The 20,368-nt window shown below is 67.6% G+C and carries 19 protein-coding genes and 3 tRNA genes; 8 read left to right on the plus strand and 14 right to left on the minus strand.

The window, feature by feature from the left end; translation table 11 throughout:
* Positions 1-29: 29 nt before the first annotated feature.
* From nusG to QN239_RS27340, 11 genes are all read right to left on the minus strand, one after another.
* On the minus strand, positions 30-839 hold the full coding sequence (gene nusG, locus QN239_RS27290) for a transcription termination/antitermination protein NusG (RefSeq protein WP_167156794.1): 810 nt from the start codon (positions 837-839) through the stop codon (positions 30-32).
* Between the two features lie 29 nt (positions 840-868).
* Positions 869-1,327: a preprotein translocase subunit SecE gene (gene secE / locus QN239_RS27295; RefSeq protein WP_499015066.1), complete on the minus strand. Its 459-nt coding sequence runs from the start codon at positions 1,325-1,327 to the stop codon at positions 869-871.
* A 68-nt stretch (positions 1,328-1,395) separates the two neighbouring features.
* Positions 1,396-1,468: transfer RNA gene (locus QN239_RS27300), tRNA-Trp, on the minus strand.
* 155 nt (positions 1,469-1,623) lie between these two features.
* Complete coding sequence (gene hadC / locus QN239_RS27305) at positions 1,624-2,136, minus strand: (3R)-hydroxyacyl-ACP dehydratase subunit HadC (RefSeq protein WP_499015067.1); 513 nt, start codon at positions 2,134-2,136, stop codon at positions 1,624-1,626.
* 3 nt (positions 2,137-2,139) lie between these two features.
* Positions 2,140-2,568: a (3R)-hydroxyacyl-ACP dehydratase subunit HadB gene (gene hadB / locus QN239_RS27310; protein ID WP_090360053.1), complete on the minus strand. Its 429-nt coding sequence runs from the start codon at positions 2,566-2,568 to the stop codon at positions 2,140-2,142.
* Positions 2,555-3,031, minus strand: a complete 477-nt coding sequence (gene hadA, locus QN239_RS27315; protein WP_167156790.1) for a (3R)-hydroxyacyl-ACP dehydratase subunit HadA — start codon at positions 3,029-3,031, stop codon at positions 2,555-2,557. The genes hadB and hadA overlap by 14 nt, the downstream gene beginning before the upstream one ends.
* Before the next feature lie 9 nt (positions 3,032-3,040).
* The gene (gene rpmG / locus QN239_RS27320; RefSeq protein ID WP_090360058.1) at positions 3,041-3,208 is read right to left on the minus strand and encodes a 50S ribosomal protein L33; all 168 of its coding nucleotides are present in this window, start codon (positions 3,206-3,208) and stop codon (positions 3,041-3,043) included.
* A gap of 25 nt (positions 3,209-3,233) precedes the next feature.
* Positions 3,234-3,307 (minus strand) — tRNA-Met (locus tag QN239_RS27325).
* Between the two features lie 39 nt (positions 3,308-3,346).
* A tRNA-Thr gene (locus QN239_RS27330) sits at positions 3,347-3,419 on the minus strand.
* A gap of 187 nt (positions 3,420-3,606) precedes the next feature.
* A complete protein-coding gene (locus tag QN239_RS27335) occupies positions 3,607-4,776 on the minus strand; it encodes a globin domain-containing protein (RefSeq protein ID WP_499015069.1) in 1,170 nt (389 codons plus the stop codon).
* The gene (locus tag QN239_RS27340) at positions 4,773-5,231 is read right to left on the minus strand and encodes an RrF2 family transcriptional regulator (protein ID WP_499015072.1); all 459 of its coding nucleotides are present in this window, start codon (positions 5,229-5,231) and stop codon (positions 4,773-4,775) included. Before QN239_RS27340 ends, QN239_RS27335 begins: the two co-directional genes overlap by 4 nt.
* A 127-nt stretch (positions 5,232-5,358) precedes the next feature.
* On the opposite strand from QN239_RS27340, the gene QN239_RS27345 reads away from it, so the two are divergent.
* The 8 genes from QN239_RS27345 to recD all read left to right on the plus strand — a co-directional run bounded on the left by QN239_RS27345 (position 5,359) and on the right by recD (position 18,152).
* Positions 5,359-6,072, plus strand: a complete 714-nt coding sequence (locus tag QN239_RS27345; protein ID WP_499015074.1) for an MBL fold metallo-hydrolase — start codon at positions 5,359-5,361, stop codon at positions 6,070-6,072.
* 104 nt (positions 6,073-6,176) lie between these two features.
* The gene (locus tag QN239_RS27350; protein WP_499015075.1) at positions 6,177-7,310 is read left to right on the plus strand and encodes a DUF4352 domain-containing protein; all 1,134 of its coding nucleotides are present in this window, start codon (positions 6,177-6,179) and stop codon (positions 7,308-7,310) included.
* Positions 7,311-7,529: 219 nt separating this feature from the next.
* Positions 7,530-8,414 carry a phospholipase effector Tle1 domain-containing protein gene (locus tag QN239_RS27355; RefSeq protein ID WP_499015077.1) on the plus strand — a complete coding sequence of 295 codons (885 nt, stop codon included), beginning with the start codon at positions 7,530-7,532 and terminating at the stop codon, positions 8,412-8,414.
* An 82-nt stretch (positions 8,415-8,496) separates the two neighbouring features.
* Positions 8,497-9,339 (plus strand): DUF8453 domain-containing protein, encoded by an 843-nt coding sequence (locus QN239_RS27360; protein ID WP_499015079.1) that lies wholly within the window; start codon positions 8,497-8,499, stop codon positions 9,337-9,339.
* 11 nt (positions 9,340-9,350) lie between these two features.
* Positions 9,351-10,070, plus strand: a complete 720-nt coding sequence (locus tag QN239_RS27365) for a crotonase/enoyl-CoA hydratase family protein (protein ID WP_499015080.1) — start codon at positions 9,351-9,353, stop codon at positions 10,068-10,070.
* 65 nt (positions 10,071-10,135) lie between these two features.
* Positions 10,136-13,306 (plus strand): exodeoxyribonuclease V subunit gamma, encoded by a 3,171-nt coding sequence (recC, locus tag QN239_RS27370; RefSeq protein WP_499015083.1) that lies wholly within the window; start codon positions 10,136-10,138, stop codon positions 13,304-13,306.
* The gene (recB, locus tag QN239_RS27375; RefSeq protein WP_499015085.1) at positions 13,303-16,545 is read left to right on the plus strand and encodes an exodeoxyribonuclease V subunit beta; all 3,243 of its coding nucleotides are present in this window, start codon (positions 13,303-13,305) and stop codon (positions 16,543-16,545) included. The genes recC and recB overlap by 4 nt, the downstream gene beginning before the upstream one ends.
* Positions 16,542-18,152 (plus strand): exodeoxyribonuclease V subunit alpha, encoded by a 1,611-nt coding sequence (recD, locus tag QN239_RS27380; protein WP_499015087.1) that lies wholly within the window; start codon positions 16,542-16,544, stop codon positions 18,150-18,152. Before recB ends, recD begins: the two co-directional genes overlap by 4 nt.
* 1 nt (position 18,153) lies before the next feature.
* Here recD and QN239_RS27385 read toward each other — a convergent pair whose 3' ends face one another.
* The 3 genes from QN239_RS27385 to QN239_RS27395 form a co-directional block, all read right to left on the minus strand.
* Positions 18,154-18,303, minus strand: a complete 150-nt coding sequence (locus tag QN239_RS27385) for a hypothetical protein (protein WP_090360082.1) — start codon at positions 18,301-18,303, stop codon at positions 18,154-18,156.
* Positions 18,304-18,539: 236 nt separating this feature from the next.
* On the minus strand, positions 18,540-18,710 hold the full coding sequence (locus QN239_RS27390; RefSeq protein ID WP_499015089.1) for a hypothetical protein: 171 nt from the start codon (positions 18,708-18,710) through the stop codon (positions 18,540-18,542).
* 177 nt (positions 18,711-18,887) lie between these two features.
* On the minus strand, positions 18,888-20,366 hold the full coding sequence (locus QN239_RS27395) for a glycoside hydrolase family 130 protein (protein WP_499015091.1): 1,479 nt from the start codon (positions 20,364-20,366) through the stop codon (positions 18,888-18,890).
* Between the last annotated feature and the right edge of the window lie 2 nt (positions 20,367-20,368).

Here is a 20,368-nt window from a genome sequence, read left to right on the forward strand (position 1 = left end):
GTTGCCCTGTGTTGTTGAAAACTGAGCCGCTAAATCTTGGCGACCTGGGTGAACGTCAGCTCGACAGGTGTCTCGCGGCCGAAGATCGACACCAGCACCTTGAGCTTCTGCTGCTCGGCGTTGACCTCGCTGATCGAGGCCGGCAGCGTCGCGAACGGGCCGTCCATGACGGTGACGGACTCGCCGACCTCGAAATCGACGAGGATCTCGGGCCGCTCCAACGTGGCTTCAGACGAGGCCGCCGACGCCGCGGAGGAGCTCTTCGCGGCAGCCTTCTTGGCCGCACCCTGCGGCAGCAGGAACTTGACCACGTCGTTGAGCGACAGCGGTGACGGGCGCGAGGTCGCACCGACGAACCCGGTGACGCCCGGGGTGTTGCGCACCGCGCCCCACGACTCGTCGTTCAGTTCCATGCGCACCAGGATGTAGCCGGGCAGCACCTTGCGGTTGACCTGCTTACGCTGGCCGTTCTTGATCTCGGTGACCTCTTCGGTGGGCACCTCGACCTGGAAGATGTAGTCGCCGACGTCCAGGTTCTGCACGCGGGTCTCGAGATTGGCCTTCACCTTGTTCTCGTAACCGGCGTAGCTGTGGATGACGTACCAGTCACCCGGCTTGAGGCGCAGCTCCTTCTTGAGCGCGGTCGCCGGATCGACGTCCTCGTCCTCGGCGGCCTCCTCAACGACAGGAGCCTCGGTTTCCGCAGTTTCGGCAGTCTCGGATTCTTCAGCGCCTTCTTCGGCGCCCTCGGCGGTCTCCAGAGTCTCGTCGAGCACGTCGACGGCATCACCCGAAGGCGTCTCGGCGTCGAGCTGTTCGTCGCCGTCGAAGCTAGTCACGGTTGTCAGTCCTCTCTCAGTTCTTCCGGTCAGCCGAACACGATCGACACGAGCTTCGCCAGCCCGACGTCGACCCCGCCGATCAGCGCGACCATGAATGCCAGGAACACCAGGACCACCGTGGTGTAGCTGACCATCTGCTTGCGGTTCGGCCAGATGACCTTGCGCAGTTCGGCAACGACCTGCTTGAGGTAGTTCCACACGAAGGCGAACGGGTTGACCCGCTTGGCGTCGCTCTTCTTCTTGGCCGGCTTCGCCGCCTTGGTCTTCGTGCTCTTGGCAGTCGGTTCGGCGCCCTCGGTGCCGTCGGCGGACTCGGTGCCGGTATCGGACACCTCATCGTCCTCAACCGGGGCCACCGCGGCACGCCGCGTCCGCTTTCCGGTCGGGCGCAGCGGGCGGGTCACGACGGCCGTCTGGCCGGCCGCGTCCTCGGTGCCCGTTGCTTCGGTGCCTTCGGAGCCGGCACTGTCGCGCTCGTCGCTCACCGCACGCCTTTCATCTGGTTCGGGTGGTCACCTTCGCAGTGTCCACACTCGTCGAGTATTCAGTTGAGCAGGGGCGACAGGACTTGAACCTGCAACCTGCGGTTTTGGAGACCGCTGCTCTGCCAGTTGAGCTACGCCCCTTCGTGGCGGCCCTCACACAACTCGCGCGCTCCCCGACCGGCCGATTTCCGAACCGACGGACAGCGCGCTGATGTGGGAAAACCCCGAGGACCGAGTGTACATCGGCCCAAGTCTCAGTTACTAATCGCCTTGTCGCTGCTCCCTCATCACCGAGACTAGCTCTCGATGACCGCCGAGCGCCGCACCTGACCGGTTTCGCGGTCGTACTGCACCGACACCGAATTGTCGCCTTCGTGGCCCATCAGGGTGGTGAACGCCTCCATGATGATCACGCCGTCGTCGTCGGCGAGGATGTTGCGGGTCACGACGATATCGGCGCCGAACCGCTCATCGACCGACTTGATCTCCAGATGAGCGTGCAACCGGTCGCCCACCTTGATCGGCCGGTGATACACGAACCGCTGATCCACCTGGATGATCTGCATGGTTTCCATGCCGACATCCACGTTCCGGAAGAAGTCCTGCTGCACCAGCAGCGCGAGAATCGACGGGAACGTGGGGCCTGCGACCAGCGCGTCGTGGCCCAGCTCGGCGGCGGCCGCCTCGTCCTGCGAAGCCGGATCGTCGGATTTCACCGCCCGCGCGAACTGCTTGACCTGCTCACGGCCCACCACGAAGACCTCGGGGTACTTGTAGACCATCCCCAGGATGTCAGCCTTGATGGCCATGGCTCAGGCCAGCTTCGCGATGGCGATGGCACGGCCGAAGATCTTCTTTCCCCCGGTGGTCGCCGAGAGGGCGATCGTCACCGACTTCGATTCGGGTTCCACCGATTTCACCCGACCGTTGAAGACGATCTCGGCGCCCACACCGTCGTTGGGCACGGGGACGACCGCGGTGAACCGGACGTTGTACTCGGTCACGGCGGCCGGGTCGCCGACCCAGGACGTGACATAACCGCCGCCGAGGCCCATGGTCAGCATGCCGTGCGCAATCGCGGTGTCGAGGCCGACCTGCTTGGCGATCTCATCGTCCCAGTGGATGGGGTTCAGGTCGCCGGACACACCGGCGTAGTTCACCAGGTCCTGTCGGGTCAGCGGGATGACCTTCTCCGGAAGGGTGTCACCCACGTTGACCGAACTGAACTCACGCAGCGCCATCAGAAAAACCCTCTTCTCCGTCTCCTGCACGACCGGCAAGGGTCGTGTAGGCCTCCTGGACAACGTCACCCTTGTCATTACTGATCACGTTCTTGGTGACGATGATGTCCGTGCCGTGTGCCTGTCGAACCGAATCTACGTAGACATCGCAGTACAGCCTGTCGCCCGCCCGGATCGGCGCCATGAACTTCAATTGCTGGTCGACCTGCACGATCTGCGCATCTTTGACGCTGATGTTCGCATGATCGAAGAACGCATACTGCGCCTGGTAGCCGAAGATGCAGATGAAGGTCAGCGGCGCCGGCAGTGAGTCATGCCCGAGGTCGGCGGCGACAGCTTCATCGTGGAAGTACGCATCGTCGTTCTTGACGGCGACGGCGTGCTCGCGGATCTTCTCCCGGCCAACCTCGTACACGTCGGGGTACCGATAGTGCATCCCGACGATGTTCGACGACAGAGCCACGACGAAGAGTTAGCGCGACTCTTTATGCGGCTGGTGCGCGCCACAGTTGGGGCAGAACTTCTTCAGCTCCAGCCGGTCCGGGTCGTTGCGCCGGTTCTTCTTCGTGATGTAGTTACGGTGCTTGCACACCTCGCAGGCCAAGGTGATCTTGGGCCGTACGTCGGTACTCGACGCCACGTCATTGCCTCTCGTTGTTTCCCTGTAGCGGTGGGGAGGCTCGATCTCCCGACCTCACGATTATGAGTCGTGCGCTCTAACCAGCTGAGCTACACCGCCCCGAATAGACGAAGGCGGCGATCCGCCTGGCGTCCACCGAGCCCCCTAACGGAATCGAACCGTTGACCTTTTCCTTACCATGGAAACGCTCTACCGACTGAGCTAAGGGGGCCTTGCACTTCTTTGGCACTACATCAGCCCGAGGGCCTTAAAGAGGGTACATTCCCGGCGTTTCTCCTGCCAAAACGGCAGCGTATCGGGGTCGACTGGCCCGTTCGACGCTGTTTTCCACACCAGGGTCGCGAGTGTACGGGCGCAGCGACCCCGGTGCAGAAATCGGCGTTGACCAGCCGGCGCGGTTACAGCAGCCAGTCGTTGGGGCTGAACAGCTCGCAGTGCACCCGTTCGACGCCGCGCGCGGCCAGCTGGTCGCGCACCGCCCGGACGAAGCCGTCGGCGCCACACAGGTAGACCTCGGCGCCGGCGGGCAGCTCCACCGCGTCGAGGTTCAGGAAGCCCTGATGCGCGCCTTCGGTGGCGTCCTCGTACCAGATGTCCAGGGTGACATCGGGCAACGCGGCCACCAGCTCACGTTGCCGTTCCCGCAGCGGGTGGGTCTGGGCGCTGCGGTCGGCGTGCAGGACGACCACACGCGTGGCCGGGTCCAGTGCTTCCAGGATGCCGATCATCGGAGTGATGCCGATGCCCGCCGAGATCAACACCAGCGGCGCACCGGGAGCGGGGCGCGGCAGGTCGCCGAACGGCACGGTGACGTCGAGCAGGTCGCCCACGCGCAGGTTGTCCCGGATCCATGTCGACACCTCACCGGTGGGCTTGACCGCGAACGTGAGCTCCCCGTGCTCGCCCGCGTCGATCAGGCTGTACTGGCGCAGCTGGCGCGCGCCGTCGGGAAGGGTCACACCGACGGACACGTACTGGCCCGCCGTGCTCGGCAGCGCGCCGGCCGTCAGCGGGGCGACGGTCACCTGGACCGCGCCGGACGGATCGTCCACCCGGGCCAGCACCTGGGCCCGCCGGTACACGTCTCCGTCGCGCACACCGGCTTGGGCGTACAGCGAGCGCTCCAGGTCGATCAGCGCGTTGGCCATGATCCAGAAGACCTGGTCCCAGGCGGCCGCGACCTCGGCGGTGACGGTGTCCGCGCCGAGCACCTCCACGATCGCCGCGAACAGGTTGTCGTGCACCACCGGGTACTGCTCGGCGACGATGCCCAGCGAGGCGTGCTTGTGCCCGATCCGCGACAGCAGCTCCACCGGATGCGGCAGCGCAGGGTCGACAAGGTGCGTGGCGAAGGTCGCGATCGACGCCGCCAGCGCGCGCTGCTGCGCGCCCTGGGCTTGGTTACCGCGGTTGAACAGGTTGCGCAGTAGCTGCGGGTGGTTGTCGAACAACCGGCGGTAGAACGCCTGGGTGATGGTGTCGATATTGGCGCCGATCAACGGCAGCGTGGCGGTGACGATCTCGGCGTGAACCGGGTCCAGTTCAGTGCTCTCGGTGGTGATGGTCATCGTGGTGTCCTTTCTGGGTGGGGCAAGGGAAGGGAAACGAGGGGCAGCAGGGTGCTGCCCGACAGGTCGTCGATGGTGTAGCCGTCGAGCTGGCGGTAGAAGGCTTCTTTGGCCTCCGCGAGCACTCGACGCAGCCGGCACGCGGGGATCAGCGGGCAGGGGTGGGCGCCGCCGGCGCAGTCGATCACCTCGGCGTCGCCCTCCAGGCGGCGGACCAGCCAGCCCAGCGATGCGTGTCGGCCGGCCTCGGTGAGTTCGAGCCCACCGATGCGGCCGCGCCGGGCGTTGACCATGCCGAGCTCGACGAGCCGCGAGACGGCTTTGGCGATGTGGTTCTCCGACGCGTCGGCGCCGTTCGCGATGGTGCGGGTGGTGATTCGCCGGCCGTCGGTCTCCGCGGCGGCGAGCAGCATCATCGTCCGCAGTCCGAGGTCGGTGAACCGGGTGAGGTGCATGCGTCCGACGCTAGTAATTACGCATCTGGGATGCGACATTTCTGCTTGTGCGGTTAAACACCTCATGACATGCGGTTTTTGGACCTGCGGTTATCTCCGTCACGGGGCGCCGTCCTACTCTGTCCCCATGTCCGAAGACCGCCTGTACTTCCGTCAGCTGTTGTCCGGCCGCGATTTCGCCGCGGGGGATCCGATCGCCGAACAGATGCGCAACTTCGCCTACCTGATCGGCGACCGCGAGACCGGCGACACCGTGGTCGTCGACCCCGCGTACGCCGCAGGCGACCTGGTGGACGCCCTGGAAGCGGATGGCATGCACCTGTCGGGCGTGCTGGTGTCCCATCACCACCCCGACCACGTCGGCGGCACGATGATGGGGTTCACGCTGAAGGGAGTGGCCGAACTCCTGGAGCGGGTCAGCGTGCCGGTGCACGTCAATGCCCATGAGGCGGAGTGGGTTTCGCGCGTCACCGGTATCGCGCCCAGCGAACTGACCCCGCACCAGCACGGTGACATGGTGGCGATCGGCGATATCGAGATCGAACTGCTGCACACGCCGGGACACACCCCGGGCAGTCAGTGCTTCCTGCTCGACGGGCGACTGGTGGCCGGCGACACCTTGTTCCTGGAGGGGTGCGGGCGCACCGATTTCCCGGGCGGGGACGTCGATGCCATGTTCCGCAGCCTGCAGGCACTTGCCCAGTTGCCCGGCGACCCGACCGTGTTTCCCGGACACTGGTATTCGGCTGAGCCGAATGCATCGTTGTCTTCGGTCAAGCAGTCGAACTACGTCTACCGGGCGAGCAATCTCGACCAGTGGCGCATGCTGATGGGCGGCTGAACGAGGTCGAGGGCGCAGGCAAAAGTCTCGCGGCGTATTCCGGGCTCGGCTATCCTGCGGGGTCACAGCGCCCATCCGGCGCATGATGGGGAGGAAGTCCTACGATGACGACACCGCCGACCCCGGCCGGCTGGTATCCCGACCCTGACGGCACGGGTGGTCAACGGTATTGGGATGGCACGGCGTGGACCGAGCATCTGACCCCCGCTCAGGCGCCACCGGCGCCTCCCGCTCCCCCGGCTCCCGCAGAACCTTCCGCCCCGGAGGAGCCGACATCCTGGCCGTCCGAGTTGCCGCCGTGGCCCGATGTCGAGATGCCGTCCTGGGAGCAGGCGGCCAGCGAGCAGCCCACCGCCGTCGTGAACATGCCGCAGCCCGAGCAGCCGGCACCCGAGCCGTCACCGTCTGAGCCGGAATCCGATGCGGACACCCCGGAGCCGGCCGAGGAAGCACCCGAACCGTCTCCCGAGAACCCGGAGCCGCCCACCACGTTCGAGCCGGATACCACCGTGGTGCGGCTGCCCGAACCGGCCACCACGGTGGTCCCCACCTACACCCCGGCGTCGTTCTACGACGAGCCGGCGGCGGCCCAGTTCGCCGAGCCGGCAGCCGCGGCACCGGCGCCTACCGCACCGGCCGCAGGAAACGGGAACCTGCTCAAGAGCTATGTCGTCGGCGTCGGCGTCCTGCTCATCGCGCTGATCGCGGCGCTGGTGTACGCCCTGGTCATCCACAAGCCCGAGGCCAGCCGGCTGAGCCCGCCGGGGGCGACGTCCACCCCGACCACATCGTCTTCGGCCGAGACGTCCACCGAGACCTCGAGCCCGTCGGCAACCGAGTCCGCGCCCGCGGCACCCGCGCCGGGTAGCACGGTCGACGGTGACGTCACGTTCACCCAGAACGGCATCGATATCGGCCCGACCGTCGTCGCACCGGACAACGACCAGCTGACCAAGACCGCCACGGGTGAGTTCATCGTGGTGCATCTGACCTTGACCAACACCGGTCAGGCGCCGGCGACGTTCGTCGCCGACCAACAGGTGCTCACCGCGGACGGCCAGACCTACACCCCGGACACCGAGGCCACCTTCTACCTCGGCGGTACGTCGACCGTGGTGTACCCCAACGAACCCGTCGATGTCGCCATCGCGTTCGATGTCCCGCCCGGCAGTGTGCCCGGCTCCCTGCAGGTGCACGGCGACGTGTCCAGTGCCGGCGCCGTACTGCCGCTGAGTTAGCCAAACGTTCCCCGCCGCTGCGGTTCAGGTTAACCGCGAGAATTTCCATGTCCGTCAAACGGTGGACAGACGACTGATTTCGTAGCACGATAGCTTTGGTTAGCTGGATTTCGTCGAGAAGGATGGATTTTTCGTCGAATCCACGGGCTGGCGCAAGCCGGGCCGCGTGGGCAGAATTATTCGCTGGATTCGCTTGTGCCGCTTCCGTCGGGGGTTGCTGTGACAAACATCGTGCTGTGCTTCGGCCAAGAGTCACATTCCGGTCGCACCGACCGCACCGGACTGCTCGCACAGCTCGACGACACCCAGCTGATCTGGTCTCACGACCTCCCGCAGCGCCGCCGCAACGCCGCCGACGAGGCGCGCGCCGCCATCACCGAGGGCTATCGGCATCTGCTCACGCATTGGCGCCCGGGCGACCAGATCTTCGTCTTCGGGGCCGGCCGCGGCGCGGCCTGCGCCCAGGCCCTGAGCAGACTGCTCGGCACCATCGGCGTGGTCGACGGCGAACTCATCGACTACGTGCTCGCCACCTATGCGGTCCCGCGCACACCGCGCACCGACCAGGACTGGCGGGACCTCGCCGCCGTTGCCGCCGGGCTGACCTCCCACACGGATGTCGGGATACCCGTTCGGTTCCTCGGCCTCTGGGATACCACCCGGACGCCGGGCACCGCCGGACCGGTCGAGGTGGTCGAGGGCCGGCACGCCATGGCCATCGACGGCGGACCACCGCTGCAGCACGTCGGCGGTGTCGAGGAAGTCTGGTTTCGCGGAACGCACCGCAGCATCGTCGGTGACGCCGTCGTCCTGGACTGGATCCTCGACGGAGCCACCCGCGCCGGCTTGCGGATCCGCACCGAACCGGCGGTCCTCCCGGTCCCCCGGCGTGAACCGCGCGCCCGCGGGGTACGGCGGGTGCCGCACGCCGCGGCGGTGCACGCCAGCGTCGAGATGTACCTGCGCGCCCATCCGAGGTACTGGCGCCGACTGCCCGCCGAAGTCGTGTGGGCCGACACCGACTGGCCGGCCCGCACCGAACGCCTGATCCAGGCCGACACGCCGCGCCCCCTGACCGCCCCGGCACTCGCCACCGCCAGCTAGCAATGCCGGGAGTCGCGGTTTACGTGACACTTAGCGAAGCGCTACTGTCCAGAGCGCAATCGGACGAACGGGTGGGGGCGCTGTGCAGTGGTTTCATGATCGGTGGACCGACCTCGTCGGCCTGGGGTCTGCCACTTGGCTAACGATCGCGGCGTGGGCCGGGCTGTTGCTCGCGGTCCTCGCACTGATCTTCGTCGCGCGGGTGATCAAACGGAACCGGCAGCTCAAGAGCGATGAATTGCGGCCGCACGTGGTGATGTACATGGAGCCCAGCGCCACCGACTGGCACGTCATCGAACTCGTGGTACGCAATTTCGGCAAGTCGGCCGCACATCAGGTGCAGTTCGACTTCCCCACCCCGCTCACCGTGGGCCGCTACGAGGAAGCCCATGACGACGGGCCACCCGAGGTTGCCGCCCTCATCCTTCCCAGCGAACTCACGCAACTCGCACCCGGGCAAGAGTGGCGAACTGTGTGGGATTCAGCCATCAGCCGCGAGGAACTCGGCGGGGAGATCCAGTCCCGGTTCGAGGGCGCCCTCACCTACCGCGATAGCGCCAGGAACGAGAAGGGCAGGAGGCAGGAGTTCCACACCGAGGTGGTGCTCGACTGGGCGACCTTGCCGCCGGTGCAGCGACTGGACCTGATGCTCAACCATGACCTGGCCAGACGGGAGAAGCAGAAGTTGGAGCTGCTGCGCAGCATGCTCACCTACTTCCACTACGCATCCAAGGAGACGCGTCCCGATGTGTTCCGGGCCGAGATCGACCGGATGAACCGCGCGGTACGCGAGACCCAGGACCGCTGGCGGACCCGCCAGGTCGACGAGACCACCGAGCTCGACTTTCCGTGGATCGAGGAGGCCCGGCCCGCAGGCAGGCACCATTCGAGCCCCGCCATCAAAATTCGCAACCACGCTCCGTAACATCCGCAGCTATGACGAGCCCGGTGAGTTACTCGGTGAACGAATCCGTCGCGACGATCGCTCTCGACGACGGCAAGGTCAATGCCCTGTCCCCCGACATGCTGGCGGCCATCAACACCGCACTGGACCAGGCCGAGTCGGATATCTCCGCCGGTACCGTGAAAGCCGTCGTCCTGGCCGGTAATTCGCGGGTGCTCAGCGCGGGATTCGAACTGAGTGTGTTCGCCTCCGGCGATCCCGCTGCCGGGCTGGGCATGCTGACCGCCGGATTCGAATTGTCGGTGCGCGTCTTGAGTTTCCCGGCCCCGATCGTGATCGCGGCCACCGGGCATGCCATCGCGATGGGCTCCTTCCTGCTTCTCAGCGGCGATCATCGGGTGGGTTCGGCGAAGGGCCGGTGCCAGGCCAACGAGGTGGCCATCGGGATGACCTTGCCGATCGCGGCCATCGAGATCATGCGGATGCGGTTGACCCGTGCCGCGTTCTTCCGCGCGGTGTCGGTGGCGGCGACGTTCACCGGGGACGCCGCGATCGCGGGTGGCTGGCTCGACGAGATCGTCGACCGCGACGACGTGCTGGCCCGCGCCCAGGCGGTGGCAGCCGAATATGCCGCCACCCTGCATCTGAAGGCCCATGTGGCGAGCAAGCTCAAGGCGCGCGCATCGGCCATCGAGGCGATCCGGGCGGGGATCGACGGGCTGGCCGAGGAATTCGCTCTCACCACGAAGTGAGGCTCGAAAGGCCGGCCCTGAACACCTGCTCCTGACCGGGCCACCGACTGGCTAGGGTGGCAGCGATGGCTCTGCACCTGCACCGCGCCGAGCGGACGGATCTGCTCGCCGACGGACTGGGGGCGCTGCTGTCCGAACCCCTGCCCGACCCGTTCGCGCGGGAGTTGGTGCTGGTGCCCGCCAAGGGTGTCGAACGCTGGCTCAGCCAGCGACTGTCGGACCGGTTGGGCGTCTGCGCCGGTGTGGAATTCGCCAGCCCACGCACGCTGATGGCGACGCTGTCCGGCACGTCCCGCGATGATCCCTGGTCCCCCGACGCCCTGGTGTGGCCGCTGCTGGCCACCATCGACGAGAACCTCGACCAGCCGTGGTGCACCACCCTGGCCACCCACCTGGGCCACTTCGACACCGGAGACGAGCACGAACTTCGCCACGGCCGGCGGTACGCGGTGGCACGCAGATTGGCCGGACTCTTCGCCTCCTATGCACGCCAGCGCCCCGAACTGCTCATCGACTGGGCGGGCGTCGAGGCGGACCTGTCCTGGCAGCCGCCGCTGTGGCAGGCCCTGCTGTCCAGAATGGGCATCGACCCTCCGCACATCCGGCACGCGCACACCGTGTCTCGGTTGCGGGAAGCGCCTGCGGAGGGACTCCCACCGAGGCTGTCGCTGTTCGGTCACACCCGGTTGCCCCGCACCGAGATCGAACTGCTCGACGCCCTGTCCACCCATCACGACCTGCACCTGTGGCTGCCCCACCCCAGTGACCACATGTGGCAGGCACTGTCCACTCACAAGGGACGAATCCCGCGCCGCGACGACACCGGTCACCGCGCACTCGGACATCCGCTGCTGGCCACGCTCGGCCGCGACCTGCGCGAACTGCAACGGGCCCTGCCCACCGCCGCGACCGACGAATACCTTTTCGCGGCAACGTATCCGGACACCCTGCTGGGCTGGTTGCAATCCGATATCGCCGCCGACCGGCTGCGGCCGGCCGGCCGCCGGCACCGGATCACGGACCGCTCCGTACAGGTGCACGCCTGCCACGGTCCGGCCCGGCAGGTCGATGTGTTGCGTGAGGTTCTGCTCGGCCTGCTCGCCGACGACGCCACCCTGGAGCCGCGCGACATCCTGGTGATGTGCCCCGATATCGAGACTTTCGCCCCGCTGATCTCGGCCGGTTTCGGGTTGGGCGAGGTGGTGCACGGAGCTCATCCGGCACACCGGCTGCGGGTTCGGCTGGCCGACCGCGCGCTGGTGCAGACCAATCCGCTGTTGTCGGTGGTCGCGCAGTTGCTGACGTTGGCCAGCGGGCGCGCCACCGCCAGTGAGGTACTGAACCTGGCCGCATCCGCCCCGGTGCGCGCCCGCTTCGCCTTCACCGACGACGATCTCGACGCCGTGACCGCCTGGGTTCGGGAGGCCAATATCCGCTGGGGTTTCGACAAGGAGCACCGCGCCCCCTACGGCGTCGAATTCCTGCACAACACGTGGCGTTTCGGGGTGGACCGGGTGCTGGCGGGCGTCGCGCTGTCGGATGACTCGCGGACCTGGCTGGACACCACACTGCCGCTCGACGATGTGAGCAGCAATCGCGTCGAGCTGGCCGGGCGGTTCGCGGAGTTCGTCGACCAGCTGCACCGGACCGTCGTCGCGCTCAGTGGCACCCGCCCACTCGGTGAGTGGCTGCACGCGCTGTCGACGGGCCTCGACGCGCTGGCACACGATGACGAGGACTGGCCCCGCGCCCAGGTCCAGCAGGAGTTCGCCACCCTCCTCGACGGGACGGCCACCGCCGCCTCGACCGTGCTGCGGCTGAGCGATATTCGCGCGCTGTTGGACCGGCAACTGGCCGGCCGGCCGACCCGCGCCAACTTCCGCACCGGCACCCTGACGGTGTGCACCATGGTCCCGATGCGGTCGGTCCCGCACCGGGTGGTGTGCCTGGTGGGTCTGGACGACGGGATGTTCCCACGGCTGGGTGCCATCGACGGTGACGACATCCTGGCCCGCGACCCGATGACCGGTGAACGCGATATCCGTTCCGAGGACCGACAGCTGCTGCTGGACGCCATCGGTGCGGCCACCGAGACACTCGTCATCACCTACACCGGGGCCAACGAATACACCGGGCAGAGCCGTCCGCCCGCGGTGCCGATCGCCGAACTGCTCGACACCCTGGACCTGAGCTGCGAAGGAGAGGTGTCGGTACTCACCCAGCATCCGTTGCAGCCCTTCGACATCCGCAATGTGGAACCGGACAGCTCCGGCCGTCCGTTCACCTTCGACCCCACCGCTCTGACGGCGGCCAGGGCGATATCGGGGCACCGCGAACCGCGGCCGGTCTTCGTCTCAGGTCCACTGCCGGCCCCACCCCGCGCCGATGTCGAACTGGCCGAACTGGTCCGGTTCTTCAACGACCCGGTGAAAGGCTTTTTCCGGGCCCTGGACTACACGCTGCCGTGGGATGTCGACGGTGTATCCGACGAGATGCCGGTGTCGATCGACGCCCTGCAGGAGTGGACGGTCGGCGACCGGATGCTCGCCGACATCACCGCCGGGCTGACACCTCAGGACGCGCAGCAGGCCGAGTGGCGCCGCGGCACCCTGCCACCGGGCCGGCTCGGCTGGCGTCGGGCCATCGAGATTCGAGACCAGGCAGCACAACTGGCCGCCGAGGCGTTGCGGCACCGCAGCGTCGACGGCGACGCCTTCGACGTCGACATCGAACTGGAACCGGGCCGGCACCTGACGGGAACGGTGACCCCGGTCTTCGGCAATCTGCTCTCGGCGGTGACGTACTCCAAGCTCGACGGCAAGCATCTGCTCAAGGCGTGGATCCCCTTGCTTGCGTTGGCCGCTCATGACCCGACGCGGGCCTGGTCGGCGACCTGTGTCGGGCGGCCCAGGCGGGGCACCACCCCGCGGGTGCAGACTCTGGAGGCCCCCGACTCGGCACTGTCGGTATTGCGCGACCTCGTCGGGCTCTACGACGAGGGCCGCCGAACCCCGTTGCCGCTACCGATCAAGACGTCCTACGCGTGGGCTGCCGCACGCGACGCCGGCGACGACCCGGAGCAGGCCGCCACCTACCGCTGGAAGAACGAATGCGAGGACAAGGCCATCGAGCGGGTGTGGGGCCGCGGTGCCCGGCTCGCCGACCTGGCCGGGCTCGACGAGTACGCGCAACGCCTGTGGATTCCGCTGCTGCGGGCCGAAAGAGGCTGGCGGTGAAGGCCTTCGACCTGCTCGGTCCGCTGCCGGCACCGCAGTCGACGACGGTGCTGGAAGCCAGCGCGGGCACCGGCAAGACATTCGCACTGGCCGGTCTGGTCACCAGGATGGTCGCCGAAGGCGTCGCCGCACTCGACCAGATGCTGCTGATCACGTTCAGTCGGTCGGCCAGCCAGGAGTTGCGCGAGCGGGTGCGCGCCCAGATCGTCAGCGCGCTGGCGGCCATCGACGATCCGGAGCGGGCCGCCAACGAGCTGGAGCGGCACATCTGCGCCACCGATCGGCCGGCGCGGCGCCTGCGCCTGCACGACGCGCTGGCCGGTTTCGACGCCGCGACCATCGCCACCACCCACCAGTTCTGCCATATCGTGCTGAAATCCCTCGGGGTGGCCGGCGACAGCGACAGCGGTGTGACGCTGGTGGAGAGCCTCGACGAGCTGGTGGTCGAGATCGTGGATGACCTGTATCTGGCGCATTTCGGCATGCAGCGCGACGACCCGGTACTCGGGTACCGCGCGGCTCTGAAGCTGGCCCGGGAGGTGGTCAACCATCCCGCGACGCAGCTGCGGCCGGTCGATCCGGAGCCTGATTCGTACGCGGCGGTGTGCCTGGCCTTCGCACGGGATGTGCTGGCCGAATTGGAGATCCGTAAGCGGCGCAGCGGAATTCTGGGCTATGACGATCTGCTGACCCGGCTGGCCGCCGCACTCAACCGTCCCGACTCCGCCGCGCGGGTGCGGATGCCGCAGCGCTGGCCGATCGTCATGGTCGACGAATTCCAGGACACCGACCCCGTGCAATGGCAGGTGATCGAGCGGGCCTTCACCGGCCGCTCGACGCTCGTGCTGATCGGCGATCCCAAACAGGCGATCTACGCGTTCCGCGGCGGCGATATCGACACCTATCTGCGGGCGGCCGACACCGCGGGTGACAAGCAGACACTGGGCACCAACTGGCGCAGCGACGCCGCGCTGGTGGATCGGCTGCAGGTGGTGCTCGGCGGCGCGCAACTGGGTGGCCCGGGAATCGTCGTGCACCCGGTACACGCCCACCATCAGGGACACCGGCTGGCCGGCGCACCCCACAACGATCCGTTCCGGCTGCGGGTCGTCACGCGGGGCAATTCCCATACCCGCACCATGCAGATCGACCGTTTACGCACCCATATCGGCAAGGATCTCGCCGCCGATATCGGCGCCCTGCTGGCCAGTGCCGCCACCTTCGACGGAGCCGCCGTGCAAGCCCGTCACATCGCGGTGATCGTCGAAACCCACAAGGACGCCAGGGCGTGCTTCGACGCCTTGTCCGAGGCCGGGATCCCCGCGGTCTACACCGGTGACACCGACGTGTTCGGTTCCGAGGCCGCGGCGGACTGGCTGTGCCTGCTGGAGGCCTTCGACCAGCCGCACCGCCCGGGTCTGGTGCGCGCCGCGGCGGCCACCGCGTTCTTCGGTGAGACCGCGGAAACCCTTGCCGCGGGCGGGGACACGTTGACCGACCGGGTGGCCGAGACCCTACGCGCCTGGGCCGGACATGCGCGGGAACGCGGGGTGGCCGCGGTGCTCGAGGCCGCACAGTTGGCGGGGATGGGCAGCCGGGTGTTGTCCCGTCAAGGGGGCGAGCGGCTGATGACCGACCTCGCGCATATGACGCAACTGCTCCAGGACACCGCGCACAACGAGGGATTCGGGCTGCCCGCACTGCGGGACTGGTTGCGCACCCAGAGTTCCGGCGGCGGCGGGACGGCCGAACGTAATCGGCGCCTCGACAGCGATTCGGCGGCGGTGCAGATCATGACGGTGTGGGTGTCCAAGGGACTGCAGTACCCGATCGTGTATCTACCCTTCGCCTTCAACCGCTATACACCCGACCCGGATCCCGTCCTCTACCACGAAGATTCGGTGCGCTGCCTCTACCTGGGCGGGGCGGCGCCCGCGGTGGTGGCGGCGGGTAAGGCCGAGGCGGCCGCCAACGACAGCCGGTTGACGTACGTGGCGATGACCCGGGCCCAGTCACAGGTGGTGGCCTGGTGGGCACCGTCGTACTACGAGCCCAACGGTGGCCTGTCGCGGTTGTTGCGCGGGCGGGCACCCGGGACGGCCGAGGTGCCGGACGTGTGTGTGCCGGCCAAGATCTCCGATGCCGACGCACTGGCCCGCCTCCGGGCATGGGCGGACGCGGGCGGGCCGGTGCTGGAGGAGTCGGAGATCGCGCCGTTCACTCCCGCTCCGGTGACGGCACCGGCCACTGACCTGTCGGTGCGGCACTTCCACCGGACCATCGATACGACGTGGCGGCGCACATCGTATTCGGGACTGTTGCGGGCCGCCGAGGATTCCCGGACCGCGGGCGTCTCCAGCGAACCCGAGGTGGCCGAACTGGACGACGAGATCCCCGACATCGCATTGACCTCCCCTCCGGCGGGCGCCGATACACCGTCCCCGATGGCCGATCTGCCCACCGGCGCCACCTTCGGTTCGCTGGTGCACGCCGTCCTGGAGACCGCAGACCCCCTCGCCGCGAACCTCGCGGCGGAATTGCAGGCCCAGGTGGCGGTACATGCGACCCGGTGGCCGGTGCCCGCGACCGCCGGTGAGATCGCGACCGCCCTGGTGCCGCTGCACGATACCCCGCTGGGTCCACTCGCGCCGGAAATGACGTTGCGGCATATCGGTTTGTCAGATCGGCTGTGCGAGTTGGATTTCGAGTTCCCGCTGGCGGGTGAGGATCACACGCTCGCCGACGTCGGCGCACTGGTGGGCCGACATCTGCCTGCCGGTGACCCGCTGGCCTGCTACGCCGAACGGCTCTGTGCGGGGACGTTGGGCCGGCAATCCTTGCGCGGGTACCTCTCCGGATCCATCGACGTGGTGCTGCGGGTGCCGGCCGGCGGGCAGACGAAATATGTTGTGGTCGACTACAAGACGAACCGGCTAGGCACCGCGGATGCGCCGCTGACCGCCGCCGACTACACCAGGCAGCGCATGGTCGAGGCGATGCTGCATTCCGACTATCCCCTGCAGGCGCTGCTGTACAGCGTGGTGCTGCACCGGTATCTGAGATGGCGGCTTCCCGGCTATGCACCCGAAATCCACCTGGGTGGGGTGATCTACCTGTTCGTGCGGGGAATGTGCGGCCCCGCCACGCCGGTGACCGACGGCCACCCCTGCGGGGTGTTCAGCTGGGCTCCGCCACCGGCTTTGGTGACCGAACTGTCGGCATTGCTGGAGGGCGCGTGACTCCCGATTTCGAACCGGCCGATACCCATGTGGCACAACGATTGGCGGCGCTGACCGGCGAGACCGACGAGTCGGTGATCCTGGCGGTGGCCCTGGCGGTCCGCGCCCTGCGCGGCGGGTCGGTGTGCGTGGACCTGCGCGCCGCGGCAGGCGAGTTCGGCACGGACGCCGACACCTGGCTGGCCGCCGTGCGGGCCAGTCCGCTGATCGGTCCCCCGGCGGTGCTGCACCTGTTCGGCGATCTGCTCTACCTGGACCGGTATTGGCGCGAGGAGCAGCAGGTGTGCGATGACGCACTGGCCCTGCTGGCCGCGCAGCCACCGGGGCCCACGCCGGAGGTGGCGCGGCTGTTCCCGGACGGATTCGACGAGCAGCGTGCGGCCGCGAAACTGGCCCTGGCCCAGGGCCTCACCGTCCTGACCGGCGGTCCCGGAACGGGTAAGACGACCACGGTGGCCCGGCTGCTCGCGCTGCTCGCGGAGCAGGCGGCCCTGGCGGGCCGGTCGTCGCCGCGGATCGCGTTGGCGGCGCCGACGGGTAAGGCGGCCGCGCGGCTGCAAGAGGCGGTCCGCGCCGAGGTGGACCGCCTCGACCCGGTGGATCGCGCGCGGTTGACCGGGCTGCCGGCGACCACCTTGCATCGGCTTCTCGGGGCACTGCCGAACACGTCGTCGCGCTTCCGTCATCATCGGGGCAATCGGCTGCCTCACGATGTCATCGTCGTCGACGAGGCGTCGATGGTGTCGCTGACCATGATGGCCCGACTACTGGAAGCCGTCCGCCCGCAGACCCGCTTGCTCCTGGTCGGTGATCCTGACCAATTGGCCTCGGTGGAAGCCGGTGCGGTGCTGGCCGACCTGGTGGAGGGCCTGGGTGCCGACCGTGTCGCCGCGCTGCACACCTCGCACCGCTTCGGCGAGTCGATCGGCGCGCTGGCCACGGCGATCCGGGACGGTGACGCCGACCGCGCACTGGAGGTCCTCGCCGCGGGTGGACCGCATATCGCGTGGACACCCACCAGCGAAGCCCTCCGGGACGTTCTGCTGCCGCATGCGCTGCGGTTGCGTGAAGCCGCGCTGCTGGGCGATGCCCAGGGGGCCACGTCGGTACTGGATGAGCATCGGTTGCTGTGTGCGCACCGGCACGGCCCGTTCGGGGTGACGCACTGGAACCGTCAGGTGCAGCGCTGGCTGACCGAGGCGACCGGCGAACCGATGTGGTCGGTGTGGTACGCGGGGCGGCCGGTGCTGGTGACCGCCAACGATTACGGACTCAAGTTGTACAACGGGGACACCGGGATCACCGTGGCGACACCGGAGGGCCTGCGGGTGGCGATCGGTGCCGCGTCGTTCTCGACCGGCCGCCTCACCGAGGTCGACACCATGCACGCGATGACGATCCACAAATCCCAGGGCAGCCAGGCCGATGAGGTGACCGTGCTGTTGCCGTCGGAGGATTCACGGCTGTTGACGCGGGAGCTGTTCTACACCGCGGTGACGCGCGCCAAGACAGCGGTGCGCGTGGTGGGGTCGGCCGCCGAAGTCCGCGCGGCTATCGACCGCCAGGCCGTGCGCGCGACCGGACTCGGCCCGCGCCTGCGCCGGTAGGTCAGACGGTCCGTGCTGCGAATGCGGCGCTGGAGAGGATGCCGATCGCCAACGCCAGCGTCCCGTAACCCAGAACGGCGGCTGCGACGACGGCGGCGATCGATCCGAGACCCAGAACGACCAACAGGCCTGCTAACAATGCTCCGCCCATGTCCACCCTTTCCTATGACTGCCGTCACAATGTAGCGCATGTGGTGTGCTCAATCACACCAACCCGCGGACACGATTCGGTGGAGACCTACTTACGCGCATTTGTACAGTTCAAGAGGCTAATTTGAGCTTGCCTATCGGCCGGTATTGCCTTGCCGATCGGCCGACTAAGTGGCTCTGTGCCTCGCGGAACGCCGAAGGGCCCGGACATGCCGTCCAGGCCCTTCGGGTGCGCGACTAGCGGTGGCTCTGATGGTGATGATGCACGGAGGTCCCCGGCTGCGGCGTGTTCCCCTGGTACGGGAAGCCGGTCTGCGCGTCGGCGCTGCCGGCGACGCCCAGCGCGATCATGGTCGGGGCGGCGGCAAGGACGATTCCTGCGGCGATACGGCGGGCGATGGTGGTCATGTCATTTCCTTGTGGAACGTGGCTTTTCGCCGTTTAACCCGGGGTGGTTCACCCCGGCATTGTTCCGGCGTTGGTACAACAATGCCGGGTCCGGGCGCCGCGGTATGTCGGGCGACCGGACCACGCATCGGGGGAATCCACGTTCCCCCGATCGGGGGACGCGCCCCGGGCCAGTGACTACGGCTGCATCGCCGCGAGCAGCTCAGGAAGTGCAACGGTGGCGATTCCTATCGCGCAGTCGCCGATGCCGTAGGGCAGCACCAGAGTCTCGGCGTGCACAAGCGCCCCGCACGAATACACCACGTTCGGTACGTACCCGTCCCGTTCGTCGGCCGCGGGATGCAGCAAGGGATACGGCAGCTGGCCGATGATCCGGGTGGGATCGTCGCGGTCGAGGAGTATCGCTCCGATGGAGTAGGTGCGCATCGGCCCCACCCCATGGGTGAGGACCAGCCAGCCGGCCTCGGTCTCGAGGGGGGAACCACAGTTGCCCAACTGCAGCGTCTCCCACACGGCGCTGGGTTTCTGACATTCCTGAGTCGTCGTCCACACCGACAGATGGTCGCTGAAGGCGACGGTGTTCGATTCCCGGTCGGACCGCGACATCGCGGCAAATCGCCCGTGGATCCGGCGCGGAAACAGCGCCAATCCCTTGTTCGCCGCCGCCGCACCGACCATCGGCGCCGAGTCGAACGTCCGAAAGTCCTTGGTGGTCAACAGCTGTTGACTGATCTCGACGCCATCGTAAGCCGTATAGGTGGCGTAGTAGGTGACTTGCCCATCGTCCTCGACAAAGCGGACGAATCGCGCGTCCTCCATCCCCGCTTCCTCGGCCCTCGTCGCCGGCCACAACACCCGCTCGGCAAGAGGTGTCTCGCCGCGGAACTCGACACCGTAGGAGCGGTCCGCAATATCAGTGATCAACTCGATCAGCTGCGGAGTGTGAGCCCTGGTGCGACTGTGCCGATGTAACCGCTCCAGTCGGTCGTCCAGATCGCCCCGGCTGAACCGTTCACCGAGCCCGTCGAGCACATAGCCGGCAGTCTCTTCGGAACCCCACACTTTGACCAGCTCATTGCGAAACACCTCGGCGTCGAGCAGGGTCGGCGTGATGGTCCCAGCCGTCGCGAACGGCACGGCATCGTCGAAGCGGACCTCCCCTGCGCCGTCGACGGTGCCGGTGCGGAATCCGATGGACGACCGGTGCCCCTCACCGATACCGCGCACGCTCATCACAAAGCACAGACTGCCCGGTGCCACCCCCGATTGATCGGGGTGCTCGACGATGCTGGGATTGCACAGCGCGGCCCCCTCGATCGTGTACTCGCTGGTGAAAGCTGCGCCCAGCAACAAGATTCGGGCATCGGAAAGATCCAGCCCCGGGTCCAGCCAGTCGGATAGCTCGCGTGCGTGCCGACGGAAAGTGCCGACGAGATCGCGGTGACGGCGGTCGAACCGGATGACGATATCGTCCAGCGCCGCCCGCACACCGTCCTCGTCCAGCGCGAGTATCCTCCTCAAGACCGCTCCCGCACGAGACTCGTGGACTTCGAATCCTTCTAGACCGGGCACGAACAACCTGGTGATGACACGTGTCGGATCGGCGGCCAGCCGCAGCGGACTCCGGGTGACCAGATCCTGGCCCGCCAGTGTCACTG

The sequence above is a fragment of the Mycolicibacterium sp. Y3 genome, assembly GCF_051188035.1.
Lineage (GTDB): Bacteria > Actinomycetota > Actinomycetes > Mycobacteriales > Mycobacteriaceae > Mycobacterium > Mycobacterium fluoranthenivorans.